This window comes from Ralstonia sp. ASV6 (genome assembly GCF_016429285.1).
Classification (GTDB): Bacteria; Pseudomonadota; Gammaproteobacteria; order Burkholderiales; family Burkholderiaceae; genus Ralstonia; species Ralstonia flaminis.
This window is the reverse complement of record NZ_JAELUI010000019.1, coordinates 37,994-52,500: the sequence shown is the minus strand read 5'-3', so window position 1 is coordinate 52,500 and position 14,507 is coordinate 37,994. Positions and strand designations below refer to the sequence as shown.

Sequence of the window (14,507 nt, the reverse complement as noted above, 5' to 3'; positions counted from 1 at the left end):
TCGGAGCACTGGCAGGTGATTGCTGGCCTACGCTATACGAGCTACACCAGCACGCAGGCCCCCAACCGCTACGAGGCCAGCAAGACCACGCCGCTGGGCGCCGTCATCTACAAGTTCACGCCCACGCTGTCGGCCTACGCGTCGTATGCACAGGGGCTTGAGGCCGGCGCACGCGCACCGAATACCGCCGCCAACGCCAACGTGGCGATGCCGCCTGCGCTGTCCGAACAGAAGGAAGTGGGCGTGCGCTATGAAACGCCGGCCGGCACGCAGCTTGCCGCCGCCGTCTACGACATCGACCGCGCCGCGAGCTACACCAACAACGCAAACATCTTTGTGCAGGACGGCCGCGAGCGCATTCGCGGTGTTGAGCTGACCGCCCAGGGCCGCGTCACGAAAGATCTGTCGCTGCTGGCCTCCGCCGGGTGGACCGATGCCAAGTTCCGAGGCGTTGGCAATGGCTTGAACGGCAACACGCCCGAGAACACGCCGCGCAGCACCGCCAGCCTGTTTGCGGAGTACACGCTGCCGACGTTGCGCTCCGTGTCGTTCAACGCGGGCGCGTACTACCTCGGCCCGCGCCCCGTGAACGATGCCAACCAGGCAGAGCTGGGCGGCACCACGCTGTTTAGCGCTGGCGTGCGCTATGTCACGCGCATCTCGGGCAAGCGCACCACGCTGCAGTTCAACGTCGACAACCTGACTGACAAGCGCTACTGGGCCGGCGCTGGCAACAACCGTCTGTCGATGGGTGCGCCGCGCCTGTTCAAGCTCGGCATGAAGATTGACCTGTGATGATGTTTTCAGGAGTGCAACCCATGCAATCGCTGCTTCGTTTCCTTGCCGTCGCATTGATGGCATTCGCTTTCACCCAACCCGCTGCCGCAGATACGCAACCAGGCGCCGGCAAGACGGTCCTGATGGTCGTCCGCATGCAAGGCAAGAGCCTGCCCATCGACAAGCAGATCGTCGCGCATCTCGAATCGCGAGGTTATGCCGTCACGCTGTACGACCAATACCAGCCGGCAGAGCGCGCGAAGGATTTCGACCTCGTTGTGCTGTCGTCTACCGTGCGCTCGCGCGACCTGCTGGGTGCCTATCGCAACGTGCCCGTGCCGCTGATGACATGGGAGAACGACCTGCTCGACGACCTGGCGATGACGGGCAAGCGCCTCGGCACTGACTTCGGCATGGTCGAGAAGGAGCACTACCTGTGGATGGTCAACGCACCGCACCCACTCTCGGGCGGCATGCCGGCAGGCGTGGCCGTGGGCTACGCCAAGGACGCCCCGATGGGCTGGGGCAAGCCGGGCCTGGGTGCGAACATCATCGCCAGCGTGGCGGGTGACCCAACCAAGGCAACCATCTTCGGCTACGAGAAAGGCGCGACGATGGACTATGAAACGCTGGCCCCCGCCCGCCGCGTGTTCTTCTTCCTCGACAACGAAACCTTCCCGAACCTCACGTCGACAGGTCGCACACTGTTCGATGCGGCCATCGACTGGGCTGCTGCTGGAGGGAAATGAAACAAGCCAAACCAAACGCGCCTGGGCATAACCACCTGCGCCCCAGTGGTGCGACCGTTCGTCCCTGATGTGGCGACATTCTTTGCTGACTTTCTCTGGCAAGACAAAGGAAGTGAGTCGGCCCTGGCCGGGGGGCGAAACCACGGATGCACCCACAACGGTCAATCCATCCACTAAGCCTTCTTCAACGCCCCTAGCGCTTCCATCGGCAGCGGGAAGACGATTGTGGAACTCTTGTCGCCCGCAATCTGCGTCAGGGTCTGCAGATAGCGCAACTGGATGGCTTCGGGCTGCTGCGCCAACATACGCGCGGCTTCCAGCAGTTTTTCCGAGGCCTGCAATTCACCCTCTGCATGGATGACCTTGGCCCGGCGTTCGCGTTCAGCTTCGGCCTGACGCGCAATCGCGCGGATCATCGATTCATTCAGGTCGACGTGCTTGATCTCCACGTTGGCGATCTTGATGCCCCACGGGTCGGTCTGGATGTCGAGAACCTTCTGGATGTCGAGGTTGAGCTTCTCGCGCTCGGCCAGCATTTCGTCCAACTCGTGCTTGCCGAGAATGGCGCGCAGCGTGGTCTGCGCAAGCTGGCTGGTCGCCTCGTGAAAGTTGGCGACCTGGATGATGGCGCGCTCCGGATCGACCACGCGGAAGTACACCACCGCGTTGACCTTGACTGACACGTTGTCGTGCGAGATCACGTCTTGCGGCGGTACGTCCATCACCACGGTACGCAGGTCCACACGCACCATCTGCTGCACTGCCGGGATGATGAGCACCAGCCCTGGCCCTTTCACACGCCAGAAACGGCCCAGCAGAAACACCACCCCACGCTCGTACTCGCGCAGTACGCGAAACGACGAGATGATCAGCAGCACAGCCAGAAACATCAGGCCGCCTGCGCTGAAGAATCCATAGAGCATTTTTCTTCTCCTTGAGAAGCTCAGGCCGGCACGACATTGAGCGTGAGCCCGTGCCTTGCGGTCACACGCACACGATCGCCACGTGCGAGTGGGCCGTCGCAATGCACGCGCCAGCGCTCGCCGTGGACCTGCACCCAGCCGGCAGCCGGGTCTCGGGGGTCGGTCGGATCGAGTTCGAGCAGTTCACCCGTCATGCCGATGATGGTGTCGCCGCCGGTCACCTTCGGCCGACGTCGTGCACGTACCGCCATGCTTGAGAGCAGCAGGATCACCGTCAGGCTCACAAAGGCCATCGACACGATCAACGGCAGCGGCACGCCAAAGCCCGGTGTTTGCGTATCGATCAGCATCACCGCGCCCAGGATGAACGCGACGATGCCGCCCACGCCCAGCGCGCCGAAGGTCGGCAGGAACGCCTCGGCCACCATGCAGCCCAGGCCGAGCGAGATCAACGCCAGCCCCGCGTAGTTGATCGGCAGCATCTGCAGCCCGTAGAGCGCCACCAGAATGCACATCGCCCCCAGGAGGCCCGGCACCACCATGCCCGGCGTGGAGAACTCGAAGATCAACGCGTACACGCCCACCGTCAGCAGCAACAACGCCAGGCTCGGGTCGGTGATGACGGCGAGGAAATGATTGCGCCAGCCAGGCTCGAGGGTCTGGACCTGCGCATCGGCGGTGTGTAGCGTGACCGTGCCGGTGGCAGTGCGCAGCGTGCGGCCATCCACCTGCTTGAGCAGGTCGGGCACGTCGTTGGCGATGAGGTCAATCACACGCTGGTTGGCGGCTTCGGACGCGTCCAGGCTCACGGCTTCGCGGACGGCGCGTTCGCCCCATGCTGCGTTGCGGCCACGCAGTTGTGCCAGGCCCCGGATGTAGGCCGCAGCATCGTGCATCTGCTTGCGGGCGAGCGTGTCTTCGTTGCTGGAGGCGGCTGCTGGGGCGCTGGCCGGCTTGGCGGTATCACCAGGGTTTGGCGTGGGACCGGACGGCGCATGCCCGCCGATGCCGATGGACACCGGCGATGCCGCCCCCAGATTGGTGGCCGGCGCCATCGCGGCAACATGACAGGCGTAGAGAATGTAGGTGCCAGCACTGGCTGCGCGTGCACCCCCCGGCGCCACATAGCCTGCCACCGGCACCGGAGAGGCCAGGATGGCCTGGATGATCTGCCGCATCGACGCATCCAGCCCACCCGGTGTATCCATTTCCAGCACGACGAGTTGTGCGCCTTGCTTGTGCGCGTCTTCCAGTCCGTGCACGACGTAGGCTGCACTGGCCGGTCCGATGGCCCCTGTGAGCGGCAGCACCACGACCGGCGCAGATGCCAGTGCCAGGCAGCTCCATGCGGCGGTCAGCACGCCCGCCATCCATGCCATGCACTGCGCTGTACGAGACGACCGTCGCATGACAGCCTCCGTTTGTGACCGCCTTTCTTGTTAGACCGGCGGCGGGGTCTGTGTATCCAGCTGTTCTACCCAGTTTAGGCGGCGATGGCTTCAGCGGTGGGCACGTCTGCCGTGGCATGCGGCTCGCTCAGCACCTGCACGAGTGCTTGCAGCGCCGGCCCTGCCATGTCGCGATGCCACGCCAGGATGGTGTCGACGCGGCCGGGTTTGTCGAGCGCGTGGATGCTGATGTCCGGCGCGTTCGTGTACAGCTCCAGCACCGAGCGCGGCACCAGCGCCACGCCAATCCCCGCCGCTGCGCACGCGATGATGGCGTGATACGAACCCAGCTCCAGCACGCGCGACGGCGCCACGCCACCGGCCTCAAACCAGTCTTCGATCAGTTGCCGATAGGCACAGCCCGCCTCGAAGGCCAGCAAGGCAGGTGTCTGCACATCGGCCGCGCGGCGGATGGGTGGATGCGAGCGGTGGGCGATCAGCACCAGCGCTTCGGCAAACGCTGGCAGGGTCGTGAGCGCAGCGCGCGTATTGGTCAGGCAGGCGGTTTCCGCAACGAAGGCGCAATCGACTTCAAAGTTCGACAGCGCCTGGATCGACTGGCGCGTCGGCATGGTCACCAGCTCCAGCTGCACGCGCGGCCAGCGCTGGTGCAACGTGGCGAGCAGGCCGGGGAGGCGGCTGGCAGCGGTGCTTTCCATCGAGGCGATGCGCAGGCGCCCGTGCGGCTCACGTGGCTGCACGGCCTGTCGGGCTTCGGCGGCAAGGCGGAGGATGTCGTCCGCATAGGTCAGCAGCGTCTGGCCGGCCGGCGTAAGCACCATGCGCTTGCCCTCGCGCACAAATAGCTGCACCCCTAGCGAGGTCTCCAGCTGACGGATGCGCGTGGTCACGTTTGACTGCACCCGGTGCAATTGCTGAGCCGCCCGTGTGACGCCGCCTTCGCGCACGACGGTCCGGAAGATTTCGAGCGAGGCCAGATCCATGATGCATCTCAATTGCTAATAGATTCGTTCAATATAATTCATTTTTCGGAATGAATCGCGTTGCGTACGATGAGGTACCGATCTCCCCGTCTGGGCACCACCATGCAATCCGCGCTGTCGTCCCCGTCCTCCTCCTCTTCCTCTTCGTTGTCTGCCGCGCATGACGCGCGCGGCGTGGCCTGGCGCGTCGCGATTGCCGGCATGGTCGCGTTGTCCGTGGCAATGGGCATCGGCCGCTTCGCCTTCACCCCGATCCTGCCGATGATGCTGCACGACGGCAGCCTGTCGCTGGCGCAGGGGAGCTGGCTGGCAACGGGCAACTACCTGGGCTATTTCCTGGGCGCGCTGGCTTGCATGGCGGTGCGGGGCGATGCGGCGCGGCTGATCCGCATTGGCCTGATCGCCACGGTGCTGCTCACAGCGGGGATGGGCGTGCTGCAAGGGCAGCCGGCGTGGCTTGGGCTGCGCTTTGCGGCCGGCATGGCGAGCGCGCTGGTGTTCGTGTTCACCGCGGGGTGGTGCCTGCACAAGCTGACGGAGCTGGGGCACGCGGCGCTGGGCGGCATCATCTTCTGTGGGCCTGGGCTCGGCATTGCCATTCCGGGGCTGGCGGCCAGTGGCATGGTGGCACTGGGTTGGCATGCAACGTCGGCGTGGATTGCGTTTGGTGTGCTGTCGGCGATGCTGACAGCGGCGGTGTGGTCGACCATTCGTCCCGAACCCCACGCGCATGCGGCCGCGCCCGCTGCTGCAATCGGCGGCGTACCACCTCTGGATGCAGCCACCACGGCCGTTACTCTGGCCTACGGTCTGGCCGGCTTCGGCTACATCATCACGGCCACCTTCCTGCCGGTGATCGCGCGCAAGGTGCTGCCGGCGGGCTCGATCTGGCCCGATCTGTTCTGGCCGATGTTCGGCGCGGGGGTGGCGCTGGGCGCGTTCCTCTCCACACGGATCAGCCTTGCGCGCGACAACCGTTCGCTGCTCGCCACGGCGTATGCCATGCAGGCGATTGCCGTGGCAGTCAGCATCGTCTGGCCGACGGTGGCGGGGCTGGCGTTGTCGAGCACGCTGCTTGGCCTGCCATTTACGGCGATCACGCTGTTTGCCATGCGCGAGGCGCGCCGTCTGTGGCCGCACGCCGCACCGCGCCTGATGGGGCTGATGACGGCTGCCTATGGCATTGGTCAGATTGCTGGGCCGCCGCTGGCCAATCGGTTGTTTGCAGCCACGGGTGGCTTCAGTGCATCGCTGGCGGTGGCGGCGGTGTCGCTAGTGGTGGGCGTGGCCATCTTCATTGCGGTCAGGCGTGCTTCGCCCCTCTCGCCCGTACGTGCGTGATGGACTGCATGTAGCGCAGGTCGCCGCGCCGCATCTCGCTCATGCGGCACGTACGTTCTAGAATGCCTCCTCCATTGGAGGAGCCCCATGTCTTTTGCCCTGCGCCCCGGTGCCGTTGTGCCCGGGGGCGAGATCAGCGAAGCCGAGCGCGCGGTACGTGTCGACCTGGCAGCCGCCTATCGACTGGCTGCGCTCAACGGCTGGGATGATCTGATCTACACCCACCTGTCGGCCACCGTTCCGGGTGAGCCGGATCACTTCCTCATCAACGCTTTCGGTCTGGCGTTTGACGAGATCACCGCGTCCAACCTGGTCAAGATCAACGGTGCGGGCCAGCTCGTTGGCGATTGGCCCGACGCTGCAACACGGCCGTTGGTGAACGTCACAGGCTTTGCGCTGCACGCTGCTGTGCATGCGGCGCGCCCCGATGCGCATTGCGTGATCCATCTGCACAACACGGCCGGCATTGCTGTGTCCGCGCAGAAGCACGGCTTGCTGCCGCTGTCGCAGCACGCACTGCGCTTTCACAAGCGCATGGCGTATCACGACTACGAGGGCCTGGCCTTTACGCCGGAAGAGGGCACCCGCCTGACTGCGTCGCTTGGGGCTCAATTCGCCATGCTGCTGCGCAATCACGGCACGCTCACCATCGGCCGCACCGTGGCAGAAGCCCATGTGCTGATGGCCACGCTCATCAAGGCATGCGAGATCCAGATTCAGGCGCTGACGGGCGGCGAGGTGGTCTCACCCGTACCGCACCTGGCCGATCGCGCTGCCGAACAGCTGGAAGACGGCGGCGCCATCGAAGGCGTGATGGAGTGGCCGGCCCTACTGCGCAAACTGGATAAAATTGACGCCTCTTATCGCGACTGAACACGCGAATCACTCACACCGGAGACACCATGCCGACTTTCCATATCGAGATGTTTGAAGGCCGCACCGTTGAGCAGAAGAAGAAGCTCGTCGAAGAAGTGACGCGCGTCACCTGCGAAACCCTGGGCTGTGCGCCGGGCGCCGTCGACATCATCATCAACGATGTCAAGCGCGAGAACTGGGCGACCGGCGGCGTGCTCTGGTCTGAACAGAAGTAACGCCTTTCCCCAATTACGCCGCCGGCCCGCGATGCAGCCCATGCAACATTTCGCCTCCGACAACTACGCGGGCTTCTGCCCGGAATCGCTGAAGTACTTCCTGGAAGCCAACGGTAGCGGCCACGAGCCCGCGTATGGCGATGACTCCTGGACGCAGCGCGTGTGCGATCGCATTCGTGACCTGTTCGAGACCGACTGCGAAGTCTTCTTCGTCTTCAACGGCACGGCGGCCAATTCGCTGGCGCTGTCATCGCTGTGCCAGTCATACCACTCCGTTATTTGTCACGAGCTGGCGCATATCGAGACGGACGAGTGCGGCGGCCCGGAGTTCTTCTCCAACGGCTCCAAGCTGCTGACCGCCAAGGGCGAGAACGGCAAGCTCACGCCCGATGCGGTGGAAGCGCTGGTCACGCGCCGCTCCGATATCCACTACCCGAAACCCAAGGTTGTCTCGCTCACGCAGTCGACCGAGGTAGGGACGGTCTATACGGTGGAAGAGGTGCGCGCGATTGCCGCCATCGCCAAGCGCCGCCAGTTGCGTGTGCATATGGATGGCGCGCGTTTTGCGAATGCGGTGGCGTCGCTCGGTGTGCATCCGTCAGAGATCACCTGGCGTGCAGGGGTGGACGTGCTGTGCTTTGGCGGCACGAAGAACGGCCTGCCGGTGGGCGAGGCGGTTGTCTTCTTCGATCGCCGACTCGCTGAGGATTTTGCGTATCGCGTCAAGCAGGCGGGGCAGCTTGCTTCGAAGATGCGCTTTATCTCCGCACCGTGGCTGGGCCTGCTGGAGAACGACGTGTGGCTACGCAATGCGCGCCACGGCAACGCGATGGCGCAACTGCTGCACTCACGCATCGTGGATGTGCCTGGCGTGCGCATCATGTTCCCGACCGAATCGAACGCCGTGTTTGCCGAGCTGCCGTTGGCGGCCATCGAAACGCTGCGCGCACGCGGCTGGAAGTTCTACACGTTCATCGGTGCAGGCGGCTGCCGCCTGATGTGCTCGTGGGATGTGCGGCCCGAGACGGTGGAAGCCTTTGCCGCCGACATCCGCCTCGCCTGCGAACAAGCCGCCTGATTCATCGTCAACCCGCCCATCTCACCACCATGAGCTTCGACTACCGCTTCTGCCCGCAGTGCGCCACGCCGCTCGCCGAGCAGCACAACGCCGGCCGCCTGCGCATCGCTTGTCCTGTGCCGGATTGTGGCTTTGTCCACTGGAACAATCCGCTGCCGGTGCTGGCAGCGGTGGTCGAATATCGTGGGCAGATGTTCCTGGCGCGCAACGCGTTGTGGCCCGAAGGCATGTTCGCGCTCGTCACCGGTTTCATGGAGCGTGACGAAACGCCCGAAGAGGGCATCGCACGCGAGCTGAAGGAAGAGACCAATCTCGACGCGCAATCGATCTCGCTGATCGGTGTGTACGAGTTCATCCGCAAGAACGAGCTGATCATTGCCTACCACGTGGTGGCTGATGGTGAGATCGCGCTGTCGGAAGAGTTGGCCGAGTACCGCCTGAAGCCGTTTGAAAAGGTGCGCCCGTGGACGGCCGGCACCGGATATGCGGTGGCTGACTTCCTGACGGCTCGTGGCTTGCCTGTGAACTATATCGACATCCGCACCGGCGAGCCGGCCGAGCCGCCACCGCGCCGGTGGCAACCCACGCGGCTCGTTACAATAGCGGAATGACTGACGCGAGCAGTGCCAAGCTGTTCGCTCGAAACCCAGAGGAAGACATGGAGTTCCAGAAGGAAATTGACGCACGTGGCCTGAACTGCCCGCTGCCCATCCTGCGCACGAAGAAGGCGCTTGCCGATATGCAGAGCGGCGATGTGCTCAAGATCGTCGCTACTGACCCTGGCGCCACGCGCGATTTCCAGGCGTTCGCCAAGCAGACCGGCAACGAACTGCTGGAGCACAGCGAGCACGACAAGGTCTTTACGTTCTACATGCGCCGCCGCTGATTCGGTAGCGCGGTGATGACAACGGGGCGATCCGGTTTGGCCGGATCGCCCCGCTTGTCATTTGGCGGGACTGGCTTGTGAGCGTTCTGCACCGTAGGTCTTCACCAGGTAGTCGACCATCGTCGGGATGTCTTCCTCAGGAAACGGGGCGCCAAACGGCGCCTTCATCTTCTTGACGGTAGCTTCCCAGTAGCTGCGCGGCAGCGTGGGCGGTTGCGTCTGCACGTACTGTGCAGCGTGGCAGATCATGCAGTTCTGCAGCACGAGCCGATAGCCGGGCAGGTCGCTCGGCTTGTATTGCGCGGTTTCGGGCGGCAGCGTGACGTCCAGCGCGTGCGCGGCTGCGGCACCGAGCAGCGTTGCGAGTGCGAGGCTGGTGCGCAGCATTCTGTGATCGAGCATGTCGGCCTCCTCACGCAACGGTCACGCGCGTGGTTTCCACCACGTTGCGCATGTAGCCGGGCGGATTCCATAGCGCCGTCATCGGCTGGCTCTGGCCGATGCGGTTGATGGCCCGCACCTTCAGTTCGTACGCCCCGCGCCGCGTGGGCTTGAACGGTGCGCGCCATTCTCGGAATGAGTATCTGCCCAGGTCTTCACCCAACTGTGCTTCAACCCACGTGCGCCCGCCATCGGCAGAGAATGCCACCTCGGTGATGCCGTAGCCGCCATCAAAGGCGATGCCGCGCACGATGTGTTCACGCCCGGCCGCAACGGTCGCGCCATCGGTCAGGCTGGTGATGAACGAGCGCACATTGAAGCGGCCGATCGGCACCGTTTTTGCAGGCGCGGTGCCCGGCGCTGTGCATGCGCAGGTGTTGTCCGGAATGCGGTAGGCCGTGCGCATCCAGAAGCCATCGAATGTCTTATCGACGACCTGGATGTTCGTGAGGTGCTTGACCCAGTACGTGCCGTAATGGCCAGGCACGATCAGTCGGATCGGGTAGCCGTTGAGCATGGGCAGGTCGGCGCCGTTCATGGCCCAGGCGATCATGACTTCGCCGTCGAGCGCGTGGTCGATCTCCAGCGCCTTGATGAAATCGGGGCTCTTGGCGTCGGCCAGCGGCGGGTGGTCCAGGCCATCGAATACCACCTGCACGCTGCCCGCGCGCACGCCGGCCTTCTCCAGCACCTGCTTGAGCGGTACACCCGTCCAGCGTGCATTGCCCATCGCCCCGTTGGAAAGCTGCCCGCCGCCAACACGCGGCTGGAAGTAGCCACGCCCGTTGCCCGAGCACTGGTTGACGGCCACGATCTCGCGCGGCTCGCCCAGCGCCTTCAGGTCTGCCAGCGATAGGTCCAGCGGCGTGTTGACGTTGCCGCCCACTTGCAGGCGATACGTTGCGGGATCGATCGAGGTGGGAATACCGGCCCAGTGGTAGCGCACGAAGAAGGCGTCGTTGGGCGTGATGGCACCGTCGTTGAACACCGCAAACGGTGTTTCCAACTGAGGCGGACGGCTGGTCAACAGAATCAGCGGGCGCTTCTGGGGAAAGGCCACCAGTTCGCGCACGCCGTTGTCGAAGGGCAGGGTGACGCTGCTTGTGGTGGCGGCCAGCGCCGTCAACGCCGGGTGGCTAAGCGCGGTGCCGGCACCGAGCGTGCCAAGCGCCTTGAGTACGCCGCGCCGCCGGGCGCGTTGCTGCGGATCGTCTGGGTGCATGCCGTCGTCTCCTTGGAGTCACCTCACGGTATCCAAGGACATGGCGGCAGCCGTGTCAATCAGGGTTGTCGACGGTGAGGATGGTGCGCCGCAGTGACCGCGCCCTATCGAGCGCTTACTTGCGCGCTTCCATTGCCATGCGCAGTGCCAGGCTGGTCAGCACCGTTCCCATCAAATAGCGCTGGATCGACAGCCAGCTCGGCTTGCGGGACAGAAATGCGGCAATGCTGCCGGCCGTGGCGGCAATCATCGAGTTGACGGTCACACTCACGCAGATCTGCGTGAGGCCGAGGCAGACCGATTGCACCAGCACACTGCCGTGCGCGGGTTCGATGAACTGCGGCAGCAGCGATAGATAGAGCACCGCCACCTTCGGATTGAGCATGCTGGTCAGCAAGCCCATCGTGTACAGCTTGCGCGGGCTGTCCACCGGCAGCTCGCGCACCTGGAACGGCGCGCGGCCACCGGTGCGCACGGCCTGCCAGGCGAGATACAGCAGATAAATCGCGCCGCCAAAGCGCAGGGCGTCATAGGCAAACGGTACCGCCATCAGCAGCGCCGTGATGCCGAACGCCGCGCACAGCATGTAGAACACGAACCCCGTAGCAATGCCCATCAGGGATACCAACCCCGCATTGCGCCCCTGGCAGATCGAACGTGAGATCAGGTAGATCATGTTCGGGCCGGGCGTCAGCACCATGCCGAGCGCGACCAGGGCAAAGGTGAGCAGGTTGGTGAGTGTTGGCATGATGAAGCCTGCGAGCGGAGAAAAGATGAGCTTGCAGGCTAGCACCCACCGGGAATGGCCCGACAGGTACAGAAGTTCAAAAAATCGACGGCTTCTGTATTGGTCTGGCTGAACGCGTTACCGCACCAGCGTCACCGGAATCGACGACAGACGGATCAACCGGTTGGACAACCGGCTCGACATGAGCGAACCGACAGCGGTGCGCCCGGCCGTGCCCATCACGATCATGTCGCATTGGTTGGCGGCGGCCATTTGCGCAATGGTCTCGGCGACGCGCCCGATCTTGACCTGAGCGGTGTAGTTGACGCCGGCATCATCCAGAATGCTGCGCGCCGGGCGAAGTGCCTCTTCCCCGCTTTGTTCTTCGAGTCTGCGTAGCATCTCCAGCGGATGGTAGGCGCTGGCGCGGCCGCCCTCGATCGGCTCCTGCACGTTGAGCAGCACGATGTCGGACGCGCAGCGATCCCGATACAGGAAGGCTGCATGGCGCACGGCATCCAGCGCATGCCGGGAGCCATTGACGGGGACGAGGAGTTTGAGCATTGCGTGTTCCTTGCACGTTGATCGGGCGGCGGCAGGCTGGGTCGGGTTCACCTGCGGTGGCCGGGCGGCGCCGTTGCGAGGGCATACGGCTTGATTTCGTTATACGGAGTGCGCCGCAAAGATGGTGTAAAGAGATCTCTCGCGGTGTAAAGAACGCATAAATGGGAGGCACGTTGCGTGGCGCGTCTCCCGCCGCTCGGGCCGATCAGGCTGCGGCCAGCAGCTTCACGCCCGGAAAATCCACCGGCACGTTGAAGGCCACGTTCACATAGTTGGTGAACAGGTTCAACGCCACGTGCGCCAGGATTTCGACGATTTCACCGTCATCGAAACCGGCCGTACGCAGGGCCTGCACCTCGGCATCTGCGATCCGGCCGCGTTGCTCGACGAGCTTGAGTGCGAAGCCGAGCGCGGCGGCCGTCTTTGCATCGGCGGCGCGGCCGGCCTGGGCTTCGGCCATGTCGTGGCCGGAGACGCCGGCCTTCTTGCCGAGCGCCGTATGGGCGGCCAGACAGTATTCGCAACGGTTGCGGTCGGCTACCGCCACGGCGATCTTCTCGCCGAGCACGGCCGGAATGCGCCCGTGGCCGAGTGCACCAAACGCGGCCCACATCGACGTGAGCGCTGCCGGTGAATTGGCCACGGCGCGGAACATATTGGGCGTTGCGCCAAATGCACCTTGGATCTGATCGAGCACGGCCTTGCTGTCGATGGGGGCGCTGGTGCGGTCATGCAGGGGAACGCGGGCAGTCATGGAAACACTCCTCATGGATGGGTTGGATCGGAGCGCCGGGCGCGTGGGGTACGCCGTCGACGTGCAAGCAGTATGGCGGCGGGGGATGTATGATTTGGATGATTTCGTTTCAATTTCATACCAATTCGTCCAATGAGTGCGGTGAATCCACTGGATCGTCTATCCGGCCTGCTGGAGCGCTTTCGCGTGCGGGCACGTCTGTTCCATTCGGGGCCACTGTGCGGTGTGACGCAGTTCGCGCCGGATGCTGGGCAGGGGTTTCTGCATGTGCTGCGGCGTGGCGAGTTGGAACTCACGCATCCAGATGCAGTGGACGGCCTGCCGACACACCTTCGTGTGCAGGCGCCGGCCGTGCTGTTCTATCCGCGTCCGGTGGCGCACTGCTTTCACAATCCGCCTGTCGACGGATCGGATTTCACCTGCGCCACGCTCGACTTCGATGGGGGTGCGCTCAACCCGCTAGCGCGCGGCCTGCCTGCGCTGATCGTCTTGCCGCTAGAGAAAGTAGAAGGCTTGGATGCGGCACTGGCCCTGCTGTTCGCTGAGACGGATCGCGTGCGCTGCGGCCAGCGCGTGCTGGCTGACCGACTGTTCGACGTGGTCTGCATCCAGCTGCTGCGCTGGTTGGTCGATCACCCCGAGGACGCCGGCGTCCAGCCGGGGTTGATCGCCGGGCTGTCAGACCCGCGCCTGGCCCGCACGATGGTGGCCGTGCATGAATCGCCCGGCGCAGCGTGGACGCTCGACACCATGGCGGCCCGCGCTGGCATGTCGCGCAGTGCGTTTGCAGCAGCCTTCAAGCAGATCGTCGGGCAGACGCCGGCGGACTATGTGGCGGATTGGCGCGTCTCGCTTGCACAGACGCGGTTGCGCGAAGGCCGGCCCATCCAGTTGCTGGCCGAAGAGTTGGGCTATGCCGGGCCGTCGGCGTTGTCGCGTGTGTTCAAGGAGCGCACCGGGCTGTCGCCACGCGATTGGCGCAAGCAGTTCGAGATGCGCTGAGCGTCAGGCTTCAGGCATCCGCAGGCAGCGCCACGCCCAGGTGCATGGCCGAGACGTTGATCCCAAGGCTCGCATCCGCCTGGTCCGGCGCACTGTGCATCAGGTAGTTCCGCACGATGGGCGAGATCGACCAGTTCAGGCCCGCCCACACCATCATCGCCGGCAGGAAGAGGGCGAAGTTCCGCCCGGCGGCCGGTGGGGTGTTCAGGCGCGCTTGCAGATACGGCGTGAGATACGCAAACAGGATGTCGACATGAGCTGCCCGGTCAGGATCTTGGGCGTGAGCGCATGCCGCAGCAACGCAGGATCGCCATGTTGTGCATTGCGTACATGGCCGGCTCGGTCGGGTTTCGAGGCAGGGCTTCGGTTATCCCAGACGTGGAAAACGATTGCTGCGGAAACAGACGGCAGCCCAGCAACGACGCGCTGAACTGACACGGCGCAAGCCTGCGAGTGACGCACAATAATCTTCCGTTACATCCTTAACCGTGTTCGTCACAGCCTTCAGGCCTCCTTAAGCCTAGACTGGAAGCAAGGTCCGGCACTGACCGGACGTTCCA

17 protein-coding genes and 1 pseudogene are annotated in these 14,507 nt (G+C 64.3%); 9 read left to right on the top strand and 9 right to left on the bottom strand.

Translation table 11 applies throughout. The features are described from left to right. Both JHD73_RS05550 and JHD73_RS05545 read left to right on the top strand, forming a co-directional pair. Window positions 1–795: TonB-dependent siderophore receptor (locus JHD73_RS05550; RefSeq protein ID WP_199028609.1), on the top strand; the 795-nt coding region annotated here is incomplete at its 5' end. 23 nt (window positions 796–818) lie between these two features. After that, on the top strand, window positions 819–1,526 hold the full coding sequence (locus JHD73_RS05545) for a hypothetical protein (protein WP_199028607.1): 708 nt from the start codon (window positions 819–821) through the stop codon (window positions 1,524–1,526). Window positions 1,527–1,699: 173 nt separating this feature from the next. Here JHD73_RS05545 and JHD73_RS05540 read toward each other — a convergent pair whose 3' ends face one another. The 3 genes from JHD73_RS05540 to JHD73_RS05530 all read right to left on the bottom strand — a co-directional run bounded on the left by JHD73_RS05540 (window position 1,700) and on the right by JHD73_RS05530 (window position 4,841). After that, window positions 1,700–2,449, bottom strand: a complete 750-nt coding sequence (locus JHD73_RS05540) for a slipin family protein (RefSeq protein WP_199028605.1) — start codon at window positions 2,447–2,449, stop codon at window positions 1,700–1,702. A 20-nt stretch (window positions 2,450–2,469) separates the two neighbouring features. Further along, on the bottom strand, window positions 2,470–3,858 hold the full coding sequence (locus tag JHD73_RS05535) for a nodulation protein NfeD (RefSeq protein ID WP_199028603.1): 1,389 nt from the start codon (window positions 3,856–3,858) through the stop codon (window positions 2,470–2,472). Window positions 3,859–3,932: 74 nt separating this feature from the next. After that, window positions 3,933–4,841 carry a LysR family transcriptional regulator gene (locus JHD73_RS05530; protein WP_199028601.1) on the bottom strand — a complete coding sequence of 303 codons (909 nt, stop codon included), beginning with the start codon at window positions 4,839–4,841 and terminating at the stop codon, window positions 3,933–3,935. A 102-nt stretch (window positions 4,842–4,943) separates the two neighbouring features. Here JHD73_RS05530 and JHD73_RS05525 point away from each other — a divergent pair, with 102 nt between their 5' ends. From JHD73_RS05525 to JHD73_RS05500, 6 genes are all read left to right on the top strand, one after another. Further along, window positions 4,944–6,182, top strand: coding sequence for a YbfB/YjiJ family MFS transporter (locus JHD73_RS05525; protein ID WP_199028599.1), 1,239 nt, complete (start codon window positions 4,944–4,946; stop codon window positions 6,180–6,182). 87 nt (window positions 6,183–6,269) lie between these two features. After that, the gene (locus JHD73_RS05520) at window positions 6,270–7,055 is read left to right on the top strand and encodes a class II aldolase/adducin family protein (RefSeq protein ID WP_199028598.1); all 786 of its coding nucleotides are present in this window, start codon (window positions 6,270–6,272) and stop codon (window positions 7,053–7,055) included. A 29-nt stretch (window positions 7,056–7,084) separates the two neighbouring features. Next, window positions 7,085–7,273 carry a 4-oxalocrotonate tautomerase gene (locus tag JHD73_RS05515; protein ID WP_199028596.1) on the top strand — a complete coding sequence of 63 codons (189 nt, stop codon included), beginning with the start codon at window positions 7,085–7,087 and terminating at the stop codon, window positions 7,271–7,273. Window positions 7,274–7,313: 40 nt separating this feature from the next. Continuing rightward, on the top strand, window positions 7,314–8,351 hold the full coding sequence (locus JHD73_RS05510) for a low specificity L-threonine aldolase (protein WP_199028594.1): 1,038 nt from the start codon (window positions 7,314–7,316) through the stop codon (window positions 8,349–8,351). A 29-nt stretch (window positions 8,352–8,380) separates the two neighbouring features. Next, complete coding sequence (locus JHD73_RS05505) at window positions 8,381–8,962, top strand: NUDIX hydrolase (protein ID WP_199028592.1); 582 nt, start codon at window positions 8,381–8,383, stop codon at window positions 8,960–8,962. A gap of 47 nt (window positions 8,963–9,009) precedes the next feature. Then, window positions 9,010–9,237, top strand: coding sequence for a sulfurtransferase TusA family protein (locus JHD73_RS05500; protein WP_199028617.1), 228 nt, complete (start codon window positions 9,010–9,012; stop codon window positions 9,235–9,237). 57 nt (window positions 9,238–9,294) lie between these two features. Here the strand turns inward: JHD73_RS05500 and JHD73_RS05495 are convergent, their stop codons facing one another. The 5 genes from JHD73_RS05495 to JHD73_RS05475 all read right to left on the bottom strand — a co-directional run bounded on the left by JHD73_RS05495 (window position 9,295) and on the right by JHD73_RS05475 (window position 12,945). Beyond that, window positions 9,295–9,624: a cytochrome c gene (locus JHD73_RS05495; RefSeq protein ID WP_199028615.1), complete on the bottom strand. Its 330-nt coding sequence runs from the start codon at window positions 9,622–9,624 to the stop codon at window positions 9,295–9,297. Window positions 9,625–9,649: 25 nt separating this feature from the next. Beyond that, window positions 9,650–10,900, bottom strand: a complete 1,251-nt coding sequence (locus tag JHD73_RS05490; protein ID WP_199028590.1) for a molybdopterin-dependent oxidoreductase — start codon at window positions 10,898–10,900, stop codon at window positions 9,650–9,652. Between the two features lie 115 nt (window positions 10,901–11,015). Beyond that, window positions 11,016–11,648 carry a LysE family translocator gene (locus JHD73_RS05485; RefSeq protein ID WP_199028588.1) on the bottom strand — a complete coding sequence of 211 codons (633 nt, stop codon included), beginning with the start codon at window positions 11,646–11,648 and terminating at the stop codon, window positions 11,016–11,018. 117 nt (window positions 11,649–11,765) lie between these two features. Next, window positions 11,766–12,191 (bottom strand): universal stress protein, encoded by a 426-nt coding sequence (locus tag JHD73_RS05480; RefSeq protein WP_199028586.1) that lies wholly within the window; start codon window positions 12,189–12,191, stop codon window positions 11,766–11,768. A 205-nt stretch (window positions 12,192–12,396) separates the two neighbouring features. After that, complete coding sequence (locus tag JHD73_RS05475) at window positions 12,397–12,945, bottom strand: carboxymuconolactone decarboxylase family protein (protein ID WP_199028584.1); 549 nt, start codon at window positions 12,943–12,945, stop codon at window positions 12,397–12,399. Window positions 12,946–13,077: 132 nt separating this feature from the next. Here JHD73_RS05475 and JHD73_RS05470 point away from each other — a divergent pair, with 132 nt between their 5' ends. After that, window positions 13,078–13,947 (top strand): AraC family transcriptional regulator, encoded by an 870-nt coding sequence (locus JHD73_RS05470; RefSeq protein ID WP_199028582.1) that lies wholly within the window; start codon window positions 13,078–13,080, stop codon window positions 13,945–13,947. A gap of 25 nt (window positions 13,948–13,972) precedes the next feature. On the opposite strand, the pseudogene JHD73_RS05465 reads toward JHD73_RS05470, so the two are convergent. Beyond that, window positions 13,973–14,143: pseudogene (locus tag JHD73_RS05465) on the bottom strand (MFS transporter); the annotation flags it as partial. Window positions 14,144–14,507 lie beyond the last annotated feature (364 nt).